The sequence below is a fragment of the Faecalispora jeddahensis genome, from assembly GCF_000577335.1.
GTDB lineage: Bacteria > Bacillota > Clostridia > Oscillospirales > Acutalibacteraceae > Faecalispora > Faecalispora jeddahensis.
Genome location: NZ_CBYL010000003.1, coordinates 64,786 through 87,420, shown reverse-complemented (window position 1 = coordinate 87,420; position 22,635 = coordinate 64,786). Strand labels below are relative to the sequence as shown.

Sequence of the window (22,635 nt, the reverse complement as noted above, 5' to 3'; positions counted from 1 at the left end):
TATGAAAATTGGAACCGTGAAAGAAATCAAGAACAATGAGTTTCGTGTGGGGCTTACTCCGGACCATGTGAAAGCGTATCACAGCGCGGGGCATCCGGTTTATGTGGAAAAGGACGCCGGAATCGGCTCCGGCTTTTCCAACGAGGAGTATTGTTCCGCGGGAGCCATTGTACTTGACACCGCAAAAGAGGTATGGGATACCGTTGATATGATGGTCAAGGTCAAAGAGCCTCTGGAAGCGGAGTACCAGTGTTTTCACAAGGATCTGATTTTGTATACGTATCTGCATCTGGCGGCGGACCGCTCCCTGACGGACGCGCTGCTGAGCGCCGGAGTAAAGGGTGTGGCTTACGAAACCCTGATTGAGCGCGACGGCAGTATTCCGCTGCTGGCGCCCATGAGCCAGATCGCGGGCCGCCTGAGCGTGCAGGAGGGAGCGAAGTATCTGGAAAAACCCATGGGAGGGTCCGGTATGCTGCTTTCCGGTGTGCCCGGTACGCCTAAGGCGAAAGTGATGATCCTCGGTGCGGGCACGGTTGGCGCCAATGCCTGTAAAATTGCTGTGGGCATGGGAGCCGACGTGACGATCACAGACATTAGCCTGCCGCGCCTGGCATACCTGGACGATATTTTCGGCGCGCGCATTCAAACCATTTACAGCACCGATTCCGCCGTAGAAAAAGAGCTGGCTCAAGCCGATTTGGTGATCGGTTCGGTGTTGATCCCCGGAAAGAAAGCGCCGAAGATCGTCAAACGCTCCTATCTGAAAAACATGCGCCCTGGCAGCGTCATCGTTGACGTGGCGGTGGATCAGGGCGGCTGCTGTGAAACAACCCATGTGACTTACCATGACGACCCGGTGTACACGGTGGACGGCGTAGTACATTACTGTGTGGGCAATATGCCCGGCGCGGTGCCCAGAACCTCTACCATCGCCCTGACCAACGCGACGCTTCGCTATGGCCTGCAGATTGCAGAAAATGGGCTGGAAGAAGCCTGCCGCAAAAATCCGGTGCTGTATTCCGCAGTCAATACCTATAACGGAAAGTGCACCTGTTTTAATGTAGCCGATGGTTTCGGAATCGAGTCCTGTTCCGCAGACCAATTGTTTTAAATAGTTTTCACACTCGTTCCGATCAGACCAGACGATGACATGGAAGAAAGGGGATCCCGGTATCATGAAAAAGTTATATGCCTTTGCAATGAGCGTTCTAATGGCCTGTACAGTTGCTTCATATCCAGATACTGTTTTTGCAGCTTCCCCCAGCGATGCGTCTCTGAAATATTCTCAGGTTCCCGTTGCGGAACATGTGACCCCCGAAATGCTTCAGGCTCAGTATTGGGTAGGCCGCATCCAGAATGCCAACGCGGTCATCCTGTCTCAGGATCAGATTCAGTCGTTTAACATCGCCACGCGTGAAACACTTGGTTCAGGTGTCATGTATGATCTGAGCAGTTATGGCGACACGATTGCTGGTTCTGAGCTGAAAAATCTGATTGAGTCACAGGCGTCCGTTCCCTCCGGGGAATGGTATGTCGACGGAAAAGCGCTGGAGGCCGTTTACTGGCAGGGTCTGCAGAGCCAGCTCAACCTGGGGAACATCGGCAGTGAAAACCCGGTTCGCTTTGGAGTGACGGTACACCGCACCAGCGTTCGCAGCTTCCCGACAAAGGATGTTGTGACGGACGAAGCGACCGATCTGGCCTATGACATTCTGCAGGAGACGGCGCTGCTGTGCAACGAGCCGGTTGTGGTTCTGCATGAATCCGCCAACGGGTTATGGTACTATGCCGTGTCGGGCTACTACCGGGGTTGGGTTCCGGCTGCGGACATCGCGCTGTTCCAAAACAAAACCCTGTGGGAGCAGGCGCGCGTCCACAGAGATTTTCTGGTAGTGACCGGCAGCCGGGTTCGCCTGGAGCAGACCCCGTATTCCGACGCGCTGTCGGAGCTGGAGCTTTCCATGGGAACGGTGATGGATCTTGTAAAGAAGGAGCAAATCCCCGCGACTGTGTTTGAGAGAGTGCCCATGAACAATTACGTGATAAAGCTTCCCACGCGGCAGGCCGACGGCATGGTGAAATATGAATATGCGCTGCTGCCGATGAACCGGGATGTCAGCGTGGGGTACCTTCCCTACACCAGAGCGAATGTTGTTACACAGAGCTTTAAGATGCTTGGCGATACCTATGGCTGGGGCGGGATGCTCAATGCAAGAGACTGCTCTTCTCTCACCTATGAGGTATACAAATGCTTTGGATTCCAGCTGCCCAGAAATTCCGGGGATCAGGGGAACATTCCGTGCCTGACGTACGATTTTACCGGCAAAACAACTGCTCAGCGCAAACAGATTCTGGATCAGCTGAAGCCCGGTTCGATTCTGAATCAGCCCGGACATATCACGCTTTACTTAGGAAAGGTGGACGGTCGTTACTATGTGATCAACTCTACGGGTGGGTTTGCGCCGGAAGGGACCGGTGCAACCTCTACCGCCAGAATCCGCAGTGTTGTTATCAACGATTTGACAGTCCGCCGCGCCAACGGCGTTTCTTGGCTGGATTCTTTGCAGAAAGCGAAGGAGATCGGAACGCCGGCGTAGTACCTGAGGCAGATTGCTCTGCATGTTGCCGGGCCGTCCGTTTTGGATACTGCGGTAAATGAAAAGGAGACTCCCTGCCCTTGCTATGATTTTGCTGCGGGGGCAGGGGAGTCTACCGGAAAGAAGGGGAAATATGCCTATTATTGATTTGCACTGCGATACCATCTCTGTTCTCCTGGAGAGCGGTGAGCCGCTGCTTTCCAGCGATCGGAACGTCAGTATTGAAAAAATGCGCTCATCGGATGTGTTCTGCCAGTTTTTTGCGATGTTTATCCGTCTGACGGATTTTAAAAGCGTCGACGCCGCGTATGAATACCTGAAAAAAATGCAGAGCCATTACCTGCGCGAGATGGAGCAAAATCGTGAGTACATTCGTCCGGTGCTGTGCGCCTCGGACCTGCATCAAAACCGGGAGGAAAAGAAGCTTTCCGGAATTCTTACTGTAGAGGAAGGCGGCGTGATCGGCGACTCTCCGGAGCGCCTGGAAGAGCTGCACGATATGGGCGTGCGGCTGATCACCCTCACATGGAACTACGAGAACTCGCTGGGCTACCCGAATTCGGATGACCCCGCCGTGATGGGTGCGGGCCTGAAACCGCTGGGCAAACAGATTGTGGAGCGTATGAACGAGCTGCACATGCTCGTAGATGTTTCTCACCTGTCCGACGGCGGCTTCTGGGATGTGATGGAGCTGACAAGCGGGCCGTTTGTGGCGTCTCATTCCAATGCAAGAGCGGTGCGCGATTTTCGCCGGAATCTGACGGACGAGATGCTGCGCGCGCTTGCGGATCGGGGCGGTGTGACCGGCATCAACTTTTACCATAAGTTTTTGGGTGAGGACGGACAGGGCAGCATCGCCGATATGGTCCGCCATATAGAGCACATCCGCAAGGTTGCGGGAATTGATGTGATCGCGCTGGGAAGCGACTTCGACGGCTTCTCCGGCCCCTGTGAGGTTCGTGACTGCACGCAGTTTTACAAGCTGACGGATGCGCTGACTGCCGCTGGCTTTACCGATGAGGAAATTGAAAAAATCTGCTGGAAGAACGCTCTGCGCGTGATCGACAGTGTGTTGTAATAAGCGAAGCTTTAGGTACCTTGTAATTGGAACATGATAATATGGGGCGGAAGGCAACTCATTATAGCAGAGTTTAGTTCTGTGCTTACCGTGATGGATCACACCGGTTAAATTGAAAAACAGAAAAGGACCGCTGAAAATGAAAATTTTCAGCGGTCCTTTTTTCAGGTCAATATGATTGGATCGGCTGGTGTACCTGTGCCGCGCGCAGACGCCTCTGCTACAGGATGGACAGTACTCGCCTGAGCACCTGCTGATAAGATTCATCGAGATGCTCGCTCATCAGCTGTACTGCCTTCTGCCGGTCATTTTTTAAAATCGCATCGATCATATCGGTATGCTCCTGATGGCGCGGCCTGTATTTTCGATTCTGCTCGAGCATGTACATCCGAACCAGAGTCAAATAGTCCAGGCTGCTGGCCAGCGATTTCACCGCATACTGATTATTCAGGCTTGCGATCAATACCATGTGAAATTCGTTGTCAAGCTCGACAAGCTCCCTGCTTTCCTGAACAGGAGAGGTACAGATCGTTACGAATTTTTTACGTGTTTCCAGCAGCCAGCTGCGGTCAATATTCTGCATGCCCTTTTCCAGCGCGTAAGGTTCAAGGATTTGGCGGATTTCGTAAACGTCCTGCAGGCGTCTGGGGGAAATATGGGCGATTCGGTATCCCTTGCGAAATTGCCGCAGAATGAGGCTTTCGTTTTCCAGCAGAAGAAAAGCGTCGCGGATGGCTTTTTGACTGAAAGCGGGGTATTTCATCTGTATTTTTGCTTCACTAATCGCCTCCCCGGGAGTACAGTTTTCATAAATGATGAATTTCTTGACGATGGTGTACGCTGAGTCATTTCGGTTTTCCAATTGCATGTTTGCCCTCACTTACCTTACAGTAATAAATTAAGGGGCAGGGGAATTCGAGCCTATGTGTATTATCATTTTAATTGTTTTTCGACAAAAAGTCAATTTTATTATATAATACTTACATTTTTTCATTTTCGTATAAGTGTATTTATATTTAACTATAACAAAACAGTTATGGCTAATTTTGGGAAAACCGAAATCAGCCATAGTTTGAAGCAAAATAAAAATTATGGTTGAAGCGGAAGCGTTACAATAAAGGAAGTACCCGCCCCGGCCGAGCTGACAGCAGAAATTTTTCCGCCGTGCGCTTCCACAATGGTTTTTGCGATGGAAAGGCCCAGGCCATAGCCCTCGGTTTTTCGGGCGCGGGATTGATCCAGACGATAGAAGCGTTCAAAAATCTGCTCCAGCTGATCCATGGGGATCAAGGCTCCGGTGTTGTTGACCGTCAATCTGGCTTTTGACTGCACCTGCTCGAGCGTCAGCGTAACGATTCCATGCTCACCGGCATATTTGCAGGCGTTGTCCAGCAGAATCACAATCAGCTGCTGCAGGCGGCCCGAGTCCCCCAGTATAAACAGGTTTGGCGCAATGCTGCTGTTCAGCGTAACGCCCTGCTCAAACGCGACGGATTCATACGGCAGAAGGCTGCTCCACGCAATGTTGCTGAGATCCACCGGCGTTTGGGGCTGCGGCATGCGCCGCGTGTCCGATTTGGCCAGGAACAGCAGGTCGTCTACCAGCTGCTTCATGCGGGTTGCCTCCATGCCGGTGTATTCCACCCATTTCAGCTGTTGTTCGATCGTGCTCTCGCGGTGGGAAAGTAAAATCCCGATGTTAGCCAAAATTACCGTCAGCGGAGTTTTCAACTCGTGAGAGGCGTCGGCAACAAATTGCCGCTGCTGCTCCCATGCGCGCTCCACCGGGCGCAGTGCCCACCGGGCCAGATACAGGCTGATCAGGAAAAAGGCGAACAGCCCGCCGGCTCCCACTAAAAGCGCGCTGAGCAGAAGGCTGCGGATGGAATCGCGTTCGTGGCTCCTGTCCGCAAAGGCGATTTTCACTCCGCTGGGCATGTCCTGCCGCAGAAAGCGCAGGTCGAGAGAAGAAATCGTCCCCTCCCGCGTATTTGCCTCCAGAGCCTGCTGTACCGCCTGCTCCAGAACCTGCTGTGAAATTTCCGCGTTCTGTCCCACGGTTTTCAGAATTTCTCCGTCGCTGTCAAGCACGGCACAGACGATCGGTGTGGTGGGGGGCAGATCCTGCGGCTTGCTGCCGCCGATTTCAAACTTCGGCGGCGTTTTTTCAGAGGTGCGGGTCAATGCCATCTTCATATCGTTTTTGCTGGTGTTTTCCAGCCGCTGATAGTTCGTGTACAGAAACACCGAGAATACGATGAGCAGCACGGAGAACACAAGCGACATATTGATCAGTACAAATTTACGCCGCAGCTTCTGGATCATGAAGCATCCTCCTCCAAACGGTAGCCCACCTTGCGCACGGTGCCGATGTTGACCTTGGAGCCGAGGAAGAACAGCTTTTTGCGCAGGAACGAAATGTAAGCCTCCACGTTGTTGTCCTCCGCGCCGGATTCAGTGCCCCATACCCTGGTAATTAAGTCGTCCTTTGGCACGATCATGGAGGGGTTCCCCATGAGAAGGCGCATCACCTCAAATTCCTTAAAGCCAAGGTGCACCGATTTTGCGCCGCACTCCAGCGTGTAGGCCGACAGATTCAGCGTTACATCAGAAAATGTCATTTCTTCCAGCACCACGTCGCCCTGGCGGCGCGCCAGGGCGCGGACCCTTGCCAGAAGCTCTTCGGGGGAAAACGGCTTTGTCATGTAGTCATCCGCTCCACAGTCCAGCCCGGTTACTTTATCCGAAATTTCATCCCGAGCGGTGAGCAGCAGCACGGGCGTGGCAATCTTCTTGCCGCGCAGGGCACGCACCACCTCGAACCCGCTGCGTTTCGGCAGCATCACATCCAGAACGACCACGTCGTATAATCCGCTTTCCGCATAGGCCAGGCCATCCTCCCCGTCATGAACCACATCCACGGAATACTTTTGCTCCGTCATGATTTGAGCGAGAGCCTCCGCAAGGCGAACCTCGTCCTCCACAATCAAAATATTCACAGCCGACCCCTCCCTGTTGTTCCGGTAATTTCCATTATAGTACGTTAAAGTATAGATCCTTTTATACATGAATCAGATGAATTTTTGATTTACCGGAGTCTCTCTTTGATGCTATCTTAACTGACCAGGCTGAAATTACTCTGAAGCCGCATTTTCAGAGTAATTTCAGCCTTTTGATTTATGATGGTCACACAACAAAACATTCCCGGACGTTTTCCTTTAGTGTAACATATCCAAATGGATTGTTCCAGCGGGAGATCGGCCGTGTATAAAATCTGACCGATGGAGGGATTTCAAATGACGCAGTATCAGGATGTGTTCAAACGATATGAAAAGAAATATCTGATGAATCAGACGCAGTATGCCGCGCTGGAAGCGGGGCTGACGCCTTATATGAAGCATGACCAGTACGGACGGCACACGATCTGCAACCTGTATCTGGATACCGAGGATTACCGGTTGATCCGCATGTCGCTGGAGAAACCGGTTTATAAAGAGAAAATCCGTGTGCGCAGCTATGGTGTGCCACAGCAGAACGATTCGGTGTTTCTGGAGCTGAAAAAGAAATACAAGGGCGTTGTGTACAAACGGCGGATTTCACTCCCGCTGAAAGAAGCCATGAATTTTCTCGCCTGCGGCCGCCTGCCGCAGGGGGATTCGCAGATTTTTGAGGAAATCCGCTGGTTTGTGGATTTCTACCGTCCCGTTCCAAAGACGTTTATCGGGTACGACCGTGCGGCGCTGTTTGGGCGGGAGGATTCAGAGCTGCGCATTACCTTTGACCAGAATCTGCGCTGGCGCGATACCTCTCTGGATTTAAGCATCGGTGATTTTGGCTCGCCCATCATCGGGCCGGAGCTGGTACTCATGGAAATCAAGGCGCCCGGCGCCATGCCCTTGTGGCTTTGCCGCCTGATGACGGAGCTGGAGATTTACCCGGTTTCGTTTTCCAAATACGGGGCCTGCTATGAAGAGTTCCTGGCTCCCAAAGACACATACAGAACCCGCTATGAGGGGGTTCCGGCATCCAGAACGTTCGAAAAACATTCGGGAGGGATCATCTGTGCTTGACAGTATCTTATCGACAGCCACAACCACCACCGCCGCTGCGGTGGGGATGAATGAGCTGATTCTCTGCACGCTGGCCTCCATGGCGCTTGGCATCGGCGTGGCGCTGTGCTACATGTTCCGCAACACCTACAGCAAAAGCTTCGTCGTCACTCTGGCCCTGATGCCGGTGATCATTCAGACGATCATCATGCTCGTCAACGGGAACCTCGGCACCGGAATCGCCGTCATGGGTGCGTTCAATCTGGTTCGGTTCCGTTCGGTGCCGGGCAGCGCCAGAGAAATCGGCAGCATCTTTTTTGCAATGGCCATCGGCCTTGCCACCGGGATGGGTTACCTGAGCTTTGCGCTGCTCTTTCTGGTGCTGGTCGGTGTAATGACGATGGTCCTGTACACCACTCCATTCGCAGAACCGCGCAAAATCCGCAAGGAGCTGAAAATCACCCTGCCGGAAGACCGTGACTACGACGGCATTTTTGATGATCTGTTCGAAAAATACACCAAGGGTGCGGAGCTGGTGCAGGTGAAAACCGCGAATATGGGCAGCTTGTATGAGCTGCGGTACCACGTAACGCTGGCTTCCCCGGTGGTGGAAAAAGAATTTATCGACGCGCTTCGCTGCCGTAATGGGAATCTGAGCATTTCCTGCGGGCAGGTTTCCAATCTTCGCGAGGAGCTGTAATACGACTCTTGGATCAAACGCAAATGCAAAATTTCTCCCCGCCATAGGTGGGGAGAAATTTGACAGCCTGTTTTACAAAATAGAAAGAGCAGTCATGGAGGAATTACGATGAAATTAAAAGGGAAAGCGGTTCTGGTGGGACTTTTGTCCGCCATGTTGCTTCTTTATACGGCCGCCGGGTGTGTCCAGACACAAGACACGAGCAGCAGCGCCGTCAGTGAAGTTTCCACAGAAAAACCGCTGACGGTGGAATACACGGAAGAAGATCTGGATGCCGCCTGGAGCGAATCCGGTTCCACATCCATCACACTCAGCGGGAATACCGCTACAGTTACCGGCAGCGGCGCTACGGTAAAGGACAGTACGGTTACGATTTCTGCCACAGGAACCTATGTGCTCAGCGGTACACTGACGGACGGGCAGATCGAGGTCAGCGCGGGGAAAGAGGATTTGGTTCGTTTGGTTCTGAATGGTGTAACGCTCTCCAATTCCACGAGCGCGCCGATTGATTCCAGCCAGGCCGGCAAGACTGTGATCATTCTTGCCGAGGGAAGCAAAAATACCGTGACCGACGCGACAGAATACAAATATGAAAGTGCAGATGACGATGAGCCGGACGCGGCCATTTTCAGCAAGGATGATCTGACCATCAACGGCACCGGCTCGCTGACGGTGACGGGCAACTATAAAAACGGGATCGGCAGCAAGGATACTTTGAAGATCGTCAGCGGTACGATCAGCGTGACTGCCGCGAATGACGGAATCAGGGGCCGCGACGCCGTGGCCGTAAAGGATGGCACCATTACCGTCGACGCAAAGGGTGACGCGGTTCGCTCGAACAACGACGAAGACACCGCCAAGGGCTGGGTCGCCATTGAAGGCGGCGCCTTCCAAATGACCAGCGGCCAAGATGCCTTCCAGGCAGAAACGATTCTGCAGGTGACCGGCGGAACGTTTGACATTACTGCCGGCGGCGGCAGCGCGAATGCGGCAGCCCATCAGGAGCAGTTCGGCGGGCAGGGCGGCGGCTTTGGCGGCGGTCGTCCCGGTGGGAACGGCGGCTTCCAGCCCGGCGGCGACAGAAGCTCCGCTTCCTCCGGCACTGCTTCCGGAGCGGCTTCGGGTACACAGGCTGAACGCCCGAACGTGATTCCGCCGGCGGAGTCGAGTGCCGGTACCGCGACGAAAAATGTTGCCGCTTCGGTCAGCTCCAATACAGCGGAAAGTCAGACTGCACAGCCGGATCAGAGCGGTTCTTCCGGCACAGCGGAAAGCACGGAAGAGGACAGCACCAGCACCAAGGCTTTAAAGGGCGGCAGTGAGGTGTACCTCAGCGGCGGCACCTTCCAGATTGATTCGGCGGACGACGCGGTGCATTCCAATGGGACGGTGATCGTGGCCGGCGGAAATCTGAACATTTCCACCGGGGATGACGGTATGCACGCCGACGACGCGCTCGTCATTCAGGACGGAACCATCGAGATTCAAAAGAGCTACGAGGGCCTCGAGGGCGCCAGCGTTACCATCAGCGGAGGAACCATACATGTAACCGCAAGCGATGACGGCATCAATGCCGCGGGCGGCAGTGACGACGACACGGATTCCCGCGACAGCTTCCAGGCAAACTCCAGCAATGAGATCCGCTTTACGGGCGGAACAGTCGTGATCGACGCGTCCGGCGATGGAGTCGATTCCAACGGAAACGTTGTGCAGGAGGGCGGCACGGTTCTGGTGAACGGGCCGGTCAATTCCGGCAACGGTGCGCTGGACTTTGGCGGCACCTATCAAATTTCTGGCGGAATCCTTGTGGCGGCGGGCAGCTCCGGCATGGCGCAGGCCCCTGATGAGGATTCGCAGCAGAATTCGCTGACGGTGGTCTTTACCGAAACGCAGGCCGCCGGTACCGCGGTGAACATTGCGGATGCTGCAGGCAATTCCATTCTCACGTTCGCCCCTGCGAAGCAGTTCCAGACGATCGTCGTCAGCGCACCGGGCCTGAAACAGGGCAGCAGTTACACGGTTTCTACCGGCGGCGAGAACAGCGGTATGAATGAAGACGGCTATGCCGCTTCCGGTACCTATTCCGGCGGTACACAGCTAACGAAGGTGACGCTTTCAGGCGCGAGCACCGTGATTTCCAGCACCGGGGAAGAGACCACTCTGGGTGGAATGGGAGGAATGGGCGGGGGCGGCCGCCCCAACCGAAACGATGGGCAGAACGCCGGCGGCTCCGGTAATGGCGGTACACCGCCCGATCTGGGCAGCGGCGCTCCCGCCGACGCAGGCGGCGGCCCGAACGGAAGAACACAGCAGAGCGGATCAGCATCCTCCCCCTCCTGAAAATAAAAAGCGTCCGGCTTTCGGGTTTCCCGCAGCCGGACGCTTGCGTTCTGTAAACAATGAAAAGGAGAACGATACTGCGTGAAAACCAATGTCCCCCTGCCAAAAGACAGGGGGACATTGATCTTTACATGTAGGAATGATCCATTTGAATTCAGTGCTGGGATGCACCGCAGTCAGCAGATGGTTCGTCATCCCAGGGTGAGGACAAAGACCCCTCCAGAGCGCTGGTCAGCAGCAAAAGCAGTTCGAGCGTGCTTTGAAAGGAACGGACCTGATTGGTGTCCGTCCGCTGGAGGATGCCCTGCCAGGTAGAATTCTGCCGCATGGTGACCTGTACAATGAAGGTTGTGCTGCCTTCGGGCTGCTCCTGCAGATTCCATTCCTCGGCGGTCGTTAAAACCTCGCGGGGCTTTTGCGAGGGGTATTTCACGGGGAATCCCTCCCTTGCCCGTTTGTTGTTGGTCTTTTTGGCAAATCTGCGAAGCCGCGTGGTGGACTGTGGAATTTCTTTGGAGTCCATCCATCGGGTCAGCAGCTTTAAAAGCTCCAGTTCACTTGAAAATGGAGCGCTTTTTTTGCAGTATGGGCTGTAAAAAGCTCCCTGCATTTCGCGATTGCGGTAAGAAGCAATGCGAATGAGATTTACCTCGTAACGGTTGATTCCGTTTGGTGCAGAAACCAGTTCCTGCAATCGATTCATTGGAATGTTTTTCCCTTCCCGGCCAAAAGAGAACCCGGCAGCGCGCCGCTGTGAAAAGCGCGGCACGATCATACGGAAAAAAGATTATTTTTCAAGCGGTTCTATCGGCCGCAGCGTAAAAATGATTTTCAGGTCTTTCTTTTTATAGGAGGCTTCAAATTTACGCGTGATGCGCTGCATGACTCCCTCTGCGTTTTCCAGATTCGTCAGGGGCAGCATCAGGATAAACTGAGATGAACTGTATGCGGCTACGGCGTCGCCTTTGCGCAGGTTATGCACAATCACCTCTCGAAACAGGTTTACGGCAGATACCGCTTCCGAGCCGTTTACGATCATTCCATTGTCATCCATCAGTGTCATCAGCGCCACGATGATGGATTGACCCGTCCGCTTCAGGCCGCGGGCCTGAATCCGATACAGATTTTTAAAGATTTCGTAATCACAGTAGTATGCTCCGGCATTGTCCGATTCTTCGCGCAGGCTCTCTTTAATGACAGACAGATCCAGCTCGGCCTTGTGAACCGTCTTTGTAATCTGGCGGTATAAGTCGCGAAGATTCTTCGAAATGTTTACACCAAGCTCTCGGTAAAACAGTTCGGTCACATATTGATAATGCGCCAGGGCCTTGCTGTTCTGGCCGGTGCGCAAATACGCGCCGGTCAGGTATTTGTGCAGGGATTCTTCAAAGGGGACCAGTGCGGTTGCAGATTCGCACAGGGCGATCATCTCCGCGTACTCCTGCGCTTCTTCGAGCAGCAGACAAAGGTTGCGCACACTTTGCAGGTAAAGGCCGGTCAACTCTTTCCTGCGGGCGATCACCCACGAGGAATAGCTGGAATTCGGCAGAAAATCCCCCCGGTACTGTGAAATCGCTTGCTGGTACAAAGAAATCTGCCGCGTCGCTTTCTGCCCGGGCAGTCCGGCCAAAGCAGAAAGGCGGCGAAGCTCTTCCTCATCCACCACGCAGTGCAGTTCGGGATTCCACAGATACGAACCCTGCGAATAGATAATAAATTCAGTTTCATTGTCATGCAGCTCTTTTTTGAGCAGGTCTCTGGCGCGGTAAACCAGGTTCTTCAGGGCGTTCATCGGGTCTGCGCTTGAGCGGGAATCCGCCCACAGAGCCTGAATCAGCTGTTCAATCCTGGGGCCGGAATTGCGGTTGGCGATCAAATACTCGATCAAAAGCCATACCTGCTTCGGCTTCCCGCTCGATTGCGTCAGAACATGTTCCCCGCGCTGTATACTGAATTTACCCAACGTATGTATCCATATCGTTTCGCTTTCGGGTTTTGTTTGTGCCACAGAGTCTGTAACCTCCTCCAAATGCGGTAAGGAGCTTGATTTAGCTTGTCTACCAGTATAACATGCAGAATGACAATTGGCAAGAAATAGGCAGGCTGGTATTGAATTTTCTTTCATAATTTTCTCAGAAAATGGATGCAGCCATCCGTTTTGATGTCATCTGCGAAATTTGCCCGGTTTGTGCCGGCAGAAAGGGGCATATTATGCGGAAAGCGATTCGCCGCCGCCGCGTTTTTTAGGGGATTTTTCTATTTTATCCGGTGACGAACTATGTTAGAATAGAACAGAAATAGGAAAGGCCGCTTTGGCGGCCGGAACGGGGGATTCAATGGCGGTCATCAGGGTGTATGTGGAGAAAAAGCCTGGCTTTCATGTGGAAGCGCAGCATCTGAAAGAGGATTTGCAGCAGAATTTGGGGATTACCGGCCTTACCGAGGTTCGCATTGTGAACCGGTACGATATTTCCGGCCTTTCGCCGGAGGAGTTTGAGGCGGCGCGGGGCACGATTTTTTCGGAGCCGAACGCGGACAATGTTTACGATGAGGAATACCCGGTGCCTGAGGGGGCGCGGGTGTTTGCAACCGAATACCTGCCCGGCCAGTACGACCAGCGGGCGGATTCCGCAGCCCAATGCGTGCAGCTGCTGACCGCAGGAGAGCGCCCGCAGGTAGCGTCGGCCAAGGTGATCGTTCTGCTGGGGAGTGTGAGCGACAGCGAGCTTGCCGAAATCAAGCGCTACCTGATTAACCCTGTGGAATCCCGCGAAGCTTCTCTGGACAAGCCCGAGTCGCTGGAGCTGCGAGTACAGGAGCCTGCGGCGGTCAGCCGGGTGGAGGGCCTGATTTCGTGGGACGACGAGAAGCTTTCGGAATATTACGATTCCATGGGCTTTGCGATGAGCCTTGAGGATTTGTTTTTCTGCCGCGATTACTTCCGCGACACGGAGCATCGTGATCCTTCCATTACCGAGCTGCGTGTGATTGATACGTATTGGTCGGATCACTGCCGCCATACGACCTTTGCCACCCGCCTTGAAAATATTCAGGTAGAGCCGGGCGCCCCGGCGATCGACAAAGCGCTCAAGGATTATTACGATGCGCGTGTAGAGGTTGCGGGCACGACGAAGCCGATCTGCCTGATGGACATCGCGGTGATGGGCATGAAGCTGCTGCGCCGTCGCGGCCGTCTGCCGGACCTGGATGTCAGCGAGGAAATCAACGCCTGCTCCATCGAGGTTCCCGTCGAGATCGACGGAAAGGCGGAGACCTGGCTGGTTCAGTTCAAAAACGAAACGCATAACCACCCGACGGAGATCGAGCCGTTCGGCGGCGCGGCCACGTGCCTTGGCGGCGCGATCCGCGATCCGCTTTCCGGCCGCGCGTATGTGTATCAGGCGATGCGCGTCACCGGTTCGGGCGATCCGCGCAATCCCAACACTCTGCCGGGCAAGCTGCCCACCCGTAAAATCACGGTGGGCGCGGCGCAGGGCTATAGCTCCTACGGCAATCAGGTGGGGTTGGCCACCGGTCAGGTAACCGAGCTGTACGACCCCGGCTATGTGGCCAAGCGAATGGAGATCGGCGCGGTGATTGGAGCTTCCCCGAAAGAAAATGTCGTGCGCGGTATTCCCGCTCCGGGCGACCGGATCGTTTTGCTGGGCGGTAGCACCGGCCGCGACGGCTGCGGCGGCGCAACCGGCTCCTCGAAGGCCCACACGCTGGAATCCGTCAAGGAGGCGGGGGCCGAGGTGCAAAAGGGCAACGCGCCTACCGAGCGCAAAATTCAGCGCCTGTTCCGCAGCCCCGAAGCAGCAAAGCTGATCAAGCGCTGCAACGATTTCGGCGCGGGCGGCGTGTGCGTCGCCATTGGCGAGTTGGCTGCCGGTTTGCAGATTCAGCTGGATGCCGTGCCGAAAAAATACGAAGGTCTTGACGGCACCGAGCTTGCGATTTCGGAATCGCAGGAGCGCATGGCCGTGGTGCTTGCCCCCGAAGACGTGGAGCGTTTCTGTGCGCTGGCGGAGGAAGAAAACCTGCAGGCGGTGGTGGTGGCTGAGGTCACCGAGCAGCCACGCCTGCGTATGGAGTGGCGCGGCGATACGGTCGTTGACCTCAGCCGCGCGTTCCTCGATACGAACGGCGTGACGCTTTCCGCGAAGGCGGCGATTCCGGTGCCCGATCTTTCTCAGAATTACCGCGAGCTGGTTCCCGCAGAGCTGGCGGGCCAGCCGCTGGCAAAGGCGTTTGAGCAGAATTTGTCGCGCCTCGAGGTCTGCTCGCAGCAGGGCCTTGCAGAGCGGTTCGACGCCAGCATCGGCGCGGCAACCGTGCTGATGCCCTTTGCGGGAAAATACCAGCGTACGCCTGAAGAGGCGATGGTGGCAAAGCTCCCGGTTCTCAGCGGAGAAACCGACGACGCAACCGCGATGAGCTACGGGTTTATTCCCGGCATTTCGCGTTTCAGCCCGTTCCACGGCGCGGCCTGGGCGGTGGTGGAAAGCCTGTCGAAGCTTGCAGCGGTCGGCGCAGACCCTCTGAGCGCGAGACTGACATTCCAGGAATATTTCGAGCGCCTGCGCAAGGACCCCGAGCGCTGGGGCAAGCCTGTAGCTGCGCTGCTTGGCGCGTTTTCTGCGCAGATCGGCATGGGCCTTGCCGCGATCGGCGGAAAAGACAGTATGTCCGGTTCGTTTGAAGAGCTGGATGTTCCGCCCACGCTCGTGAGCTTTGCGGTAGCGATGACAAAGGCGAGCTGCACGCTTTCGGCGGCCTTCTCCGCCCCCGGCGACAAAGTATATCTGCTGCCGCTGCCGGAGCAGAAGGAGACCGGTCTGCCGGATTATCCTGCTTTGCAGGAGTATTACCGCGCGGTGCGCGAAATGGCGGAGCTGGGCGGTATAACTGCCGCTTCGGTCGTGCGCGAGGGCGGCGCGGCCGCCGCAATTGCCCGCATGTGCTTCGGCAATCGTATGGGTTTCCGCTTTGAAAACGGAGCGCTGGCTGAAAAACTGCTATTCGCGCCGCAGTCCGGCGCGTTGGTGATCGACGCCGCACCCGGCGCCGTTTTGCCGAAGGAGCTGCGCGCCGCCCTGATGGGCACGGTAACCGAGGAACCCGATGTGGTGCTGGGCGAGGAAGCTCTTTCCGTCGATCATTTGCTTGCCGCTTGGACCGGTACGCTCGAAAAGATTTTCCCGACCCAAACGAAAGAGGTACCTGCTCCGGAGGTGCCGCTGTTTACAGAGCGCTTTGCAGGTGCGCCCGCCATTAAAGCGGCGAAGCCCCGCGTGGTGATCCCGGTGTTCCCGGGCACGAACTGCGAGTACGATACCGCACGCGCGTTTGAAAAAGCCGGAGCGGAGCCAGAGGTTCTGATTGTGCGCAACCTGACGCCGTCGGCGATCGAGGAGACGATTGACCGATTGGAGAAAGCGGTTCGCAATGCGCAGATCATCATGCTGCCCGGCGGATTTTCCGGCGGTGACGAGCCGGACGGCTCCGGCAAATTCATTGCCACCACATTCCGCAATCCGCGTCTTTCACAGGCGGTGGAAGAGCTGTTGTATCACCGCGATGGTCTGATGCTTGGTATCTGCAACGGTTTTCAGGCGCTGATCAAGCTGGGGCTTGTTCCGTTTGGTCACATTGTACCTACTGGGGAATCCGCGCCCACACTGACCTTTAACGAGCTGGGCCGCCACATTTCGCGCATGGCGTATACGCGCATCACCTCGGTCAAATCGCCCTGGTTTGCGGGTGTGCAGGCCGGTGACGTGTTCTGCGTGCCGGTTTCACACGGTGAGGGCCGCTTTGTAGCGGATGAGGAAACGCTGCGCCGCCTGATGGAAAACGGCCAGATCGCCACACAGTATACCACGCCGGAGGGAATCCTCAGCGGCGAAACGCAGTGGAACCCCAACGGTTCCGTGTGGGCGGTGGAAGGCATCACCAGCCCAGATGGCCGCGTGCTGGGCAAGATGGCCCATTCGGAGCGCAAGGGCGAAAACCTGTATAAGAACGTACCGGGCGAAAAGGATCAGCAGATTTTTGAATCCGGTGTAGCATACTTTCAATAAACAACAAAAAAATAAGGCTGTCGCGGCTGCTCCTTTGGAGCTCTGCGACAGCCTTTCTGTTTTTCGGTTTTCATATCCTTTAGCGCTCGCTTTCGTACCATTCTTCGCCATTGAAAATCAGATCATCCAGGTCAACACCGGCAGTTAGTTCGCTGTACAGACAACGGTACAGGTCATCATCCAGATTTTCAGGGCGATTCAGCTGCATGGTCTGTTCCATGTCATCGCCTCCCCAATCCCTTATCTTATTTTTTAAAAAGTGTTCTACCAGTATATGCCCTGAATTCTAAAAAAATGACGAATGATTTTCCGGTTCCAAAAAAATTTTGTTCGTTTTTTGCGCATTTTTATCTTGCCCGCGGCGGTTGATTATTTCACACAGCGGTACTATAATAGAAGCCATATCCGTACAAATAGAAGCACGGGCTTTGAGCCCGATTTTGAATTTAAAATAAGGAACCGGTGTTTCATGAATCATTTTTTAAAACGTACCTGGGCGGAGGTTGACCTGGATGCTCTGGATCACAATTACGATGTGATCCGTGCGGCGGTTGACCCCAGAACGAAGATTTGCTGTGTCGTGAAGGCGGACGCTTACGGCCATGGTGCGTCGTTTGTGTCGCGTGAGTTTCAGAAAAAAGGGGCGGACTGGTTTGCGGTATCCAATCTGGAAGAAGCGGTTCAGCTGCGGCGGGCCGGGATACTGCGCCCAATTTTGATTTTGGGCTATACGCCGCCTCAGATGGCGGAGCGCCTGCAGGAGCTGTCGATTTCGCAGTCGGTCTTTTCCGCGGAATACGGCAAAGAGCTTTCGGATTGTGCCGTGGCGGCCGGTGTTCGGGTGCGGATTCATATTAAGCTCGACAGCGGGATGAGCCGCATCGGCTTTTTGTATCAAAACCCGGAGAGGGACAGCGGGTCGCTTTCCGAAATCGAAGCCGTCTGCAAGGAGCCGGGCCTGATTCCGGAAGGAATTTTTACGCATTTTTCCGTTGCGGATGACGGCGGTGCCGGGGAAGATTTCACCATGCTTCAGTATGACTGCTTTGACGGTGCCGTCGGGGAGCTGAAACAGCGCGGGATTACCTTTGAGCTGCGCCATTGCTCGAACAGCGGCGCGGTGGTCGATTACCCGCAGTTGGATCTCGACATGGTGCGCCCCGGCGTGATTTTGTACGGTCTGATGCCGTCGGATCAGATGCGGCGCGATCTGGATCTGCGCCCCGCGATGGAGCTGAAAACGGTGATTTCTCAGCTGAAAACGGTGGAGCCGGGTACGAGCGTGAGCTATGGGCGGGAATTTGTGACCGAACGGCGCACGACCCTGGCCACGGTGCCGATCGGCTATGCCGACGGATACCCCCGCCGCCTGCACGACAGGGCCGATATGCTTGTCTGCGGGAAACGCGCCCGCGTGGTGGGACGCGTTTGCATGGATCAGGTGATTCTGGATGTGACCGATATTCCCGATGTTCGCACGGGGATGACAGTGACGATCTGGGGCCGTGACGGCGAAAATGAGGTCAGCGTGGATGAAATTGCCCGGCTGGACGGTACGATTCATTATGAGATGATCTGCCTGGTTGGCAAGCGTGTGCCGCGTGTGTTCCTGCGCGAAGGCAAGCCGGTCGGCCAGTTGAACTACATCTGCCCGGAGGAAGAAGGCTGAATTTTAAAACCACCCCTTGTCAAAGCAGGGCTTTGACAAGGGGATTTTTGTATTGCCAAGTCAATTCTAAATAACCTGATGTAAGTACAGCGATTTCTTCCCCCGCCACAGGCGGGGGAAGAAATCGCTCATTGTTTTAAAGTGGATGACTCTATTCTGAACGATCGGGCAAATCGCCAGAGCTTTCCTTTTAGGGAGAAAGTTCCGGCGATTTTTTTGGGTGGGTAGAGGCGTTTCCACACAATGCAAGCACTGTGTGGAAAAATGAATGAAAGAGGGGAGAAGAATATGGAGAAAATCAAGGCGGCGGCCATTTCGGGCTTTACCGTGCTTTCCGCCTGGATGGGAGTTTTGGCCGTGCCGGTCTATCTGCTGGTAGTGACGAACGTGATCGATTATGCCACAGGCATTGCGGCCTCTATCTGTCGGAAAGAAACGGTCAGTTCCTATCGGGGGATTCGCGGAATCATTAAGAAGGTGTGCATGTGGCTGCTGGTTGCCGTTGGCGCTGTCATCGACATATTGGCGGCATATGCCGCCGAGCAGACGGGAATCACGCTGCCGTTCGGCTATGCCGCAGCGTCGCTGGTCGCCGTATGGCTGATCTGCAACGAGCTGCTTTCCATTTTGGAGAACATTGCGCAAACCGGTGTGCAGCTTCCGCCGTTTCTGGAAAAGATGATTTCTTATCTGAAGACGCAGGCCGAAAATCTGCCATCCGGCGGGGAACAAAAATAAAGCAAAGGGCAGGCCATAATCGGCCTGCCCTTTTGCTTTTGTGTGTGAGCTCAATAAGCGGTAAAGCCTGCATCGGCTACCAGAAGGGCGCCGTTGATCAGGCTGGAGTCATCACTGGCTAAAAACAGTGCTGCGTTGGCAATCTCTTCGGGGCTGCCGCTGCGGTAATTCGCGCCGGTGCCGGCCATCGAGCGCTCCATGCCTTCTTTATGAATGTGAGAGGGATCACTGAGAATCTCGGTATCCACGCCGCCGGGGCAAATCGCGTTGCAGCGGATTTTCTTCGGCGCATACTGGAACGCGACGTTCTTCGTCATGCCGTTGAGCGCGTGCTTGGAGGCCGTGTAGGCTGTGCCGGCTCTGCATCCCTGCAGACCGCCGATCGACGAAATATTCAAAATCACGCCGCCGCCCTGCTCGACCATCGTGGGCAGCGCTTCGCGCATCGCAACCATCGGCGCGGTTACGTTAACGCGCATTACCTTGTCCCACAATTCGTCAGACACATCGGCAAGCATGGTGAAATCGTCCATGATTCCCGCATTGTTGACCAGAATATCGAGCCTGCCATAGGTTTTGATCGTATCTTTTACCATGGCGATGACCTGATCCTTTTCCATCATATCTGCTGCCAGAGGATGAATGTTGGAATTTTCGGCGGCCAGTTCGTCCAATCGGCTTTTTCTGCGGGCCACTGCAATTACGGTGGCGCCTTCATTCGCGAACAGTCTGGCGATGGCACGTCCCATACCAGCGCTCGCGCCGGTAACAATGCAAATCTTGTCCTTTAATTTCATATGGCATCCTCCTAATATTATAAAATGGTAGCTTGATAAATCAATCAAGTGATTGTCTATACTATAACAGCTTTACCACAAAAAGTATATATTTAACAATACAAATTTTTTAAATTTATATAAATATACGAAAATAATGAGAAATGATTGTTGAAATGGAAGAATACGGCATCGATTCTCCGGTCGCCCTTTGCGGCTGGCTTGCCTGCAAAAAGAGCTGGTGGGTTGCATTACTCCGGCGAATCGGCTAAAATGAAATCAAAAAGCTCTGGGAGGAATGCGTTATGTTGGTAAAAGAAAATGCGGCACTGCTGCTGATTGATATGCAGGGAAAGCTTGCACAGAGCATGTTTGAGCCCGATATGGTTCTGGAAAATTGCGCAAAGCTGATTCAGGCGGCCAAACTGTTTGAGATGCCGATTCTGATTCTGGAGCAATACCCGAAGGGCCTTGGGCCAACGGCTCCGGTCCTGCGCGAGCTGCTGGGCGACCAGCCTGCGATTGAGAAGGTTTTCTTCAGTGCCTGCGACAGTGAGGAATTCCAGCAGCAGCTGCGCGATGCGGGCCGCCGCCAGCTTCTGGTGGCCGGGATTGAAGCGCATGTTTGTGTGTACCAGACAGTGCGCGATCTGCTCAAGCAGCCGTATGAGGTGCATGTTGCGTCGGATGCGGTATCGTCGCGCACCGAGTGGAATCGCAATATTGCTCTTGAGCGCATGCGTGAAATGGGTGCGGTGATTACCAGCACCGAAATGGCCCTGTTTGAAATGATGCGCGCCGCGAAAGGCGACCTGTTTAAGCCCTTTGCGCAGATTGTAAAATAAAAAATAGAATACAAAAGCGCTGCGGAGTACATTCCGCGGCTCCAGATAAAAAAGCCACCGGGCACTCCGGTGGCTTTTTTTATCCGATTTTAAGGGGGTTAGTCCTGCGCAGTTCGGCACAGACAGCGCACCTGCTCACGGATATTCCTCTCTTGGGTTTCCGAAGAAAGAATGACCAGATAATCTCCGGGCAGAATCCGCGTTTTACCGCTGGGAATCAGTTCCTTTGTTCCGCGCCGCAGGCCCACAATCAAAAGGCCCTGCGGCCATTTGACCTCTTTTACCGTGTGATTTGCGGCGGTACTGCCGTATTCCACCGGGAACTCAATTAGGCCGCCCTGCTCGGGATGAGGTGAGGAATTCCCGCTCTTTTCCAGGTAGCGATCCAGCAGGGAATCGTAGATCGGCTCGATTTTCAGCATGTCTGAAACAAGGAGTGCAACAAATGCGCAGGCCGCCACCGGCAGTAAATGAACCAGCGAGCCAGACATCTCTGCCGTGAGCAGAATGCTGGTAACAGGCGCTTTTACAGAGGCTGCAAGCGCGCCGGCCATGGCACATACGGCAAAATCTGAAATATACTGCGGCGGCAGGCCCATTCCGGAAGCAGCGCATCCTACGATACTGCCAGAGAGCGCACCTACGGTGAGGATAGGGAAGAAGATGCCGCCTGGTACACCGCTGCCAAAGCTGGCGCCGGTAAACAGTAGCTTTACAATCAGGTAAACAAACAGCATGCCAAGGCCGAGCTGTGTGCTTTCGGAAAGGCGGATTAGATCGCGTCCACCGCCCAGCGTCAGAGGCAGAAACAGCCCACAGGGCAGCGCAATCAGCAGTGCTGCGCACGGACGTGCCGGCGCGGGAAGCTTGGTGTACAGCTTTTGAAAATCGAGCAGCGTACGGTTCAGAAGCGAACCGATCAGGCCCGAAACGATGCCCAGCGGCAGCAGCCACCCGTAATAGGGGATGGGCAGTACGGGTACATCGGTAAAATCAAGAACAGGCCTCAGCCCGAAAAAGTTTTTAGACAGAAAGTCTGCTGTAAGAGAAGCGGCGGTCGCCGAAATCAAAATGAGCGGGGAAAAACTGCGGTGGATTTCCTCGAGTGCGAACACCATTCCAGAAAGAGGCGCGCTGAATGCTGCGGAAAGTCCCGCCGCTGCGCCGCCGGTGATCAGGTAATCGTCCTCCAGCGTTCCATGGCGGCCGCAGCGCTCCGCCGCGGCCTGCCCCGCCGCCGCGCCGATCTGGATCGACGGACCTTCCCGTCCCAGAGACAAGCCGAAAAAGGAACATAGAATACCGCCGACAAACCGCACGGCCAGAATCGACTTCCACTTCATTTTCAGGCCGAACAGCACGACGCCCTTCACCTGCGGGATGCCGCTGCCGGAAGCCATCGGCTCGTGCTTTATCATCCAATTCAGAAGAAAACCGACTCCCGCGATCAAAGCCAGCCACGGCAGCAAAAGCAGGGGGTGTGTTTTCAGGTAAGCATAAATTTGAATGGAGGTATCTACTCCATGCTCAATGCCCATTCGGTAAAAGATGGAGAGTAACCCTGCCAGCACCCCAACCCCAATTCCTTTCAAAGTAAGGCTCCATTTGAGCTGGTTCATTCCAGAGAGGATGCGATAAATTCTGGTTTTTGCTTTTTCCACGTGAAATACAGCTCCCGTTCAGGAAAACGCGGCCCTGTGGGGCCGCATTTCGGATTCTATCATTAATCTTAAAATGAAATCACAGAAAAACAGCTC

General features: G+C 54.8%; 18 protein-coding genes. 10 read left to right on the top strand and 8 right to left on the bottom strand.

All coding sequences use genetic code 11. The features are described 5' to 3' along the window. Position 1 precedes the first annotated feature (1 nt). From ald to TY09_RS01965, 3 genes are all read left to right on the top strand, one after another. The gene (gene ald, locus TY09_RS01975; RefSeq protein ID WP_042430641.1) at positions 2 to 1,114 is read left to right on the top strand and encodes an alanine dehydrogenase; all 1,113 of its coding nucleotides are present in this window, start codon (positions 2 to 4) and stop codon (positions 1,112 to 1,114) included. Between the two features lie 64 nt (positions 1,115 to 1,178). After that, entirely contained in the window at positions 1,179 to 2,600 is a 1,422-nt protein-coding gene (locus tag TY09_RS01970) for an SH3 domain-containing protein (protein WP_042430635.1), read from the top strand. Positions 2,601 to 2,733: 133 nt separating this feature from the next. Next, complete coding sequence (locus tag TY09_RS01965) at positions 2,734 to 3,678, top strand: dipeptidase (protein ID WP_042430632.1); 945 nt, start codon at positions 2,734 to 2,736, stop codon at positions 3,676 to 3,678. A gap of 220 nt (positions 3,679 to 3,898) precedes the next feature. On the opposite strand, the gene TY09_RS01960 is transcribed toward TY09_RS01965, so the two are convergent. The 3 genes from TY09_RS01960 to TY09_RS01950 form a co-directional block, all read right to left on the bottom strand. Next, positions 3,899 to 4,546, bottom strand: coding sequence for a GntR family transcriptional regulator (locus TY09_RS01960; RefSeq protein ID WP_009060262.1), 648 nt, complete (start codon positions 4,544 to 4,546; stop codon positions 3,899 to 3,901). 221 nt (positions 4,547 to 4,767) lie between these two features. After that, the gene (locus TY09_RS01955; protein ID WP_042430629.1) at positions 4,768 to 6,003 is read right to left on the bottom strand and encodes a sensor histidine kinase; all 1,236 of its coding nucleotides are present in this window, start codon (positions 6,001 to 6,003) and stop codon (positions 4,768 to 4,770) included. Beyond that, positions 6,000 to 6,677, bottom strand: coding sequence for a response regulator transcription factor (locus TY09_RS01950; RefSeq protein ID WP_009060255.1), 678 nt, complete (start codon positions 6,675 to 6,677; stop codon positions 6,000 to 6,002). Before TY09_RS01950 ends, TY09_RS01955 begins: the two co-directional genes overlap by 4 nt. 297 nt (positions 6,678 to 6,974) lie before the next feature. On the opposite strand from TY09_RS01950, the gene TY09_RS01945 reads away from it, so the two are divergent. From TY09_RS01945 to TY09_RS01935, 3 genes are all read left to right on the top strand, one after another. Further along, on the top strand, positions 6,975 to 7,748 hold the full coding sequence (locus TY09_RS01945; RefSeq protein WP_042430626.1) for a polyphosphate polymerase domain-containing protein: 774 nt from the start codon (positions 6,975 to 6,977) through the stop codon (positions 7,746 to 7,748). Then, a complete protein-coding gene (locus tag TY09_RS01940) occupies positions 7,741 to 8,427 on the top strand; it encodes a DUF4956 domain-containing protein (RefSeq protein ID WP_042430623.1) in 687 nt (228 codons plus the stop codon). The genes TY09_RS01945 and TY09_RS01940 overlap by 8 nt, the downstream gene beginning before the upstream one ends. 108 nt (positions 8,428 to 8,535) lie before the next feature. Next, positions 8,536 to 10,767: a carbohydrate-binding domain-containing protein gene (locus TY09_RS01935; RefSeq protein WP_042430620.1), complete on the top strand. Its 2,232-nt coding sequence runs from the start codon at positions 8,536 to 8,538 to the stop codon at positions 10,765 to 10,767. Positions 10,768 to 10,921: 154 nt separating this feature from the next. Here TY09_RS01935 and TY09_RS01930 read toward each other — a convergent pair whose 3' ends face one another. Together TY09_RS01930 and TY09_RS01925 are read right to left on the bottom strand one after the other, a co-directional pair. Next, complete coding sequence (locus tag TY09_RS01930; RefSeq protein ID WP_242841418.1) at positions 10,922 to 11,470, bottom strand: hypothetical protein; 549 nt, start codon at positions 11,468 to 11,470, stop codon at positions 10,922 to 10,924. A gap of 84 nt (positions 11,471 to 11,554) precedes the next feature. Then, positions 11,555 to 12,775 carry a BTAD domain-containing putative transcriptional regulator gene (locus TY09_RS01925; protein WP_009060264.1) on the bottom strand — a complete coding sequence of 407 codons (1,221 nt, stop codon included), beginning with the start codon at positions 12,773 to 12,775 and terminating at the stop codon, positions 11,555 to 11,557. 328 nt (positions 12,776 to 13,103) lie between these two features. Here TY09_RS01925 and TY09_RS01920 point away from each other — a divergent pair, with 328 nt between their 5' ends. Further along, the gene (locus TY09_RS01920) at positions 13,104 to 16,850 is read left to right on the top strand and encodes a phosphoribosylformylglycinamidine synthase (protein WP_042430762.1); all 3,747 of its coding nucleotides are present in this window, start codon (positions 13,104 to 13,106) and stop codon (positions 16,848 to 16,850) included. Between the two features lie 79 nt (positions 16,851 to 16,929). Here the strand turns inward: TY09_RS01920 and TY09_RS18505 are convergent, their stop codons facing one another. Next, positions 16,930 to 17,070 (bottom strand): hypothetical protein, encoded by a 141-nt coding sequence (locus tag TY09_RS18505; RefSeq protein ID WP_009060251.1) that lies wholly within the window; start codon positions 17,068 to 17,070, stop codon positions 16,930 to 16,932. Positions 17,071 to 17,319: 249 nt separating this feature from the next. On the opposite strand from TY09_RS18505, the gene alr reads away from it, so the two are divergent. Both alr and TY09_RS01910 read left to right on the top strand, forming a co-directional pair. Then, positions 17,320 to 18,519 (top strand): alanine racemase, encoded by a 1,200-nt coding sequence (gene alr, locus TY09_RS01915; RefSeq protein WP_042430759.1) that lies wholly within the window; start codon positions 17,320 to 17,322, stop codon positions 18,517 to 18,519. A 288-nt stretch (positions 18,520 to 18,807) separates the two neighbouring features. Then, positions 18,808 to 19,257, top strand: coding sequence for a phage holin family protein (locus TY09_RS01910; protein WP_009060314.1), 450 nt, complete (start codon positions 18,808 to 18,810; stop codon positions 19,255 to 19,257). A 50-nt stretch (positions 19,258 to 19,307) separates the two neighbouring features. On the opposite strand, the gene TY09_RS01905 is transcribed toward TY09_RS01910, so the two are convergent. Continuing rightward, complete coding sequence (locus TY09_RS01905) at positions 19,308 to 20,054, bottom strand: glucose 1-dehydrogenase (RefSeq protein WP_042430615.1); 747 nt, start codon at positions 20,052 to 20,054, stop codon at positions 19,308 to 19,310. A gap of 284 nt (positions 20,055 to 20,338) precedes the next feature. Here TY09_RS01905 and TY09_RS01900 point away from each other — a divergent pair, with 284 nt between their 5' ends. Beyond that, the gene (locus tag TY09_RS01900; protein WP_042430614.1) at positions 20,339 to 20,878 is read left to right on the top strand and encodes a hydrolase; all 540 of its coding nucleotides are present in this window, start codon (positions 20,339 to 20,341) and stop codon (positions 20,876 to 20,878) included. A gap of 98 nt (positions 20,879 to 20,976) precedes the next feature. Here TY09_RS01900 and TY09_RS01895 read toward each other — a convergent pair whose 3' ends face one another. Next, a complete protein-coding gene (locus tag TY09_RS01895; RefSeq protein WP_147584573.1) occupies positions 20,977 to 22,539 on the bottom strand; it encodes a ClC family H(+)/Cl(-) exchange transporter in 1,563 nt (520 codons plus the stop codon). Positions 22,540 to 22,635 lie beyond the last annotated feature (96 nt).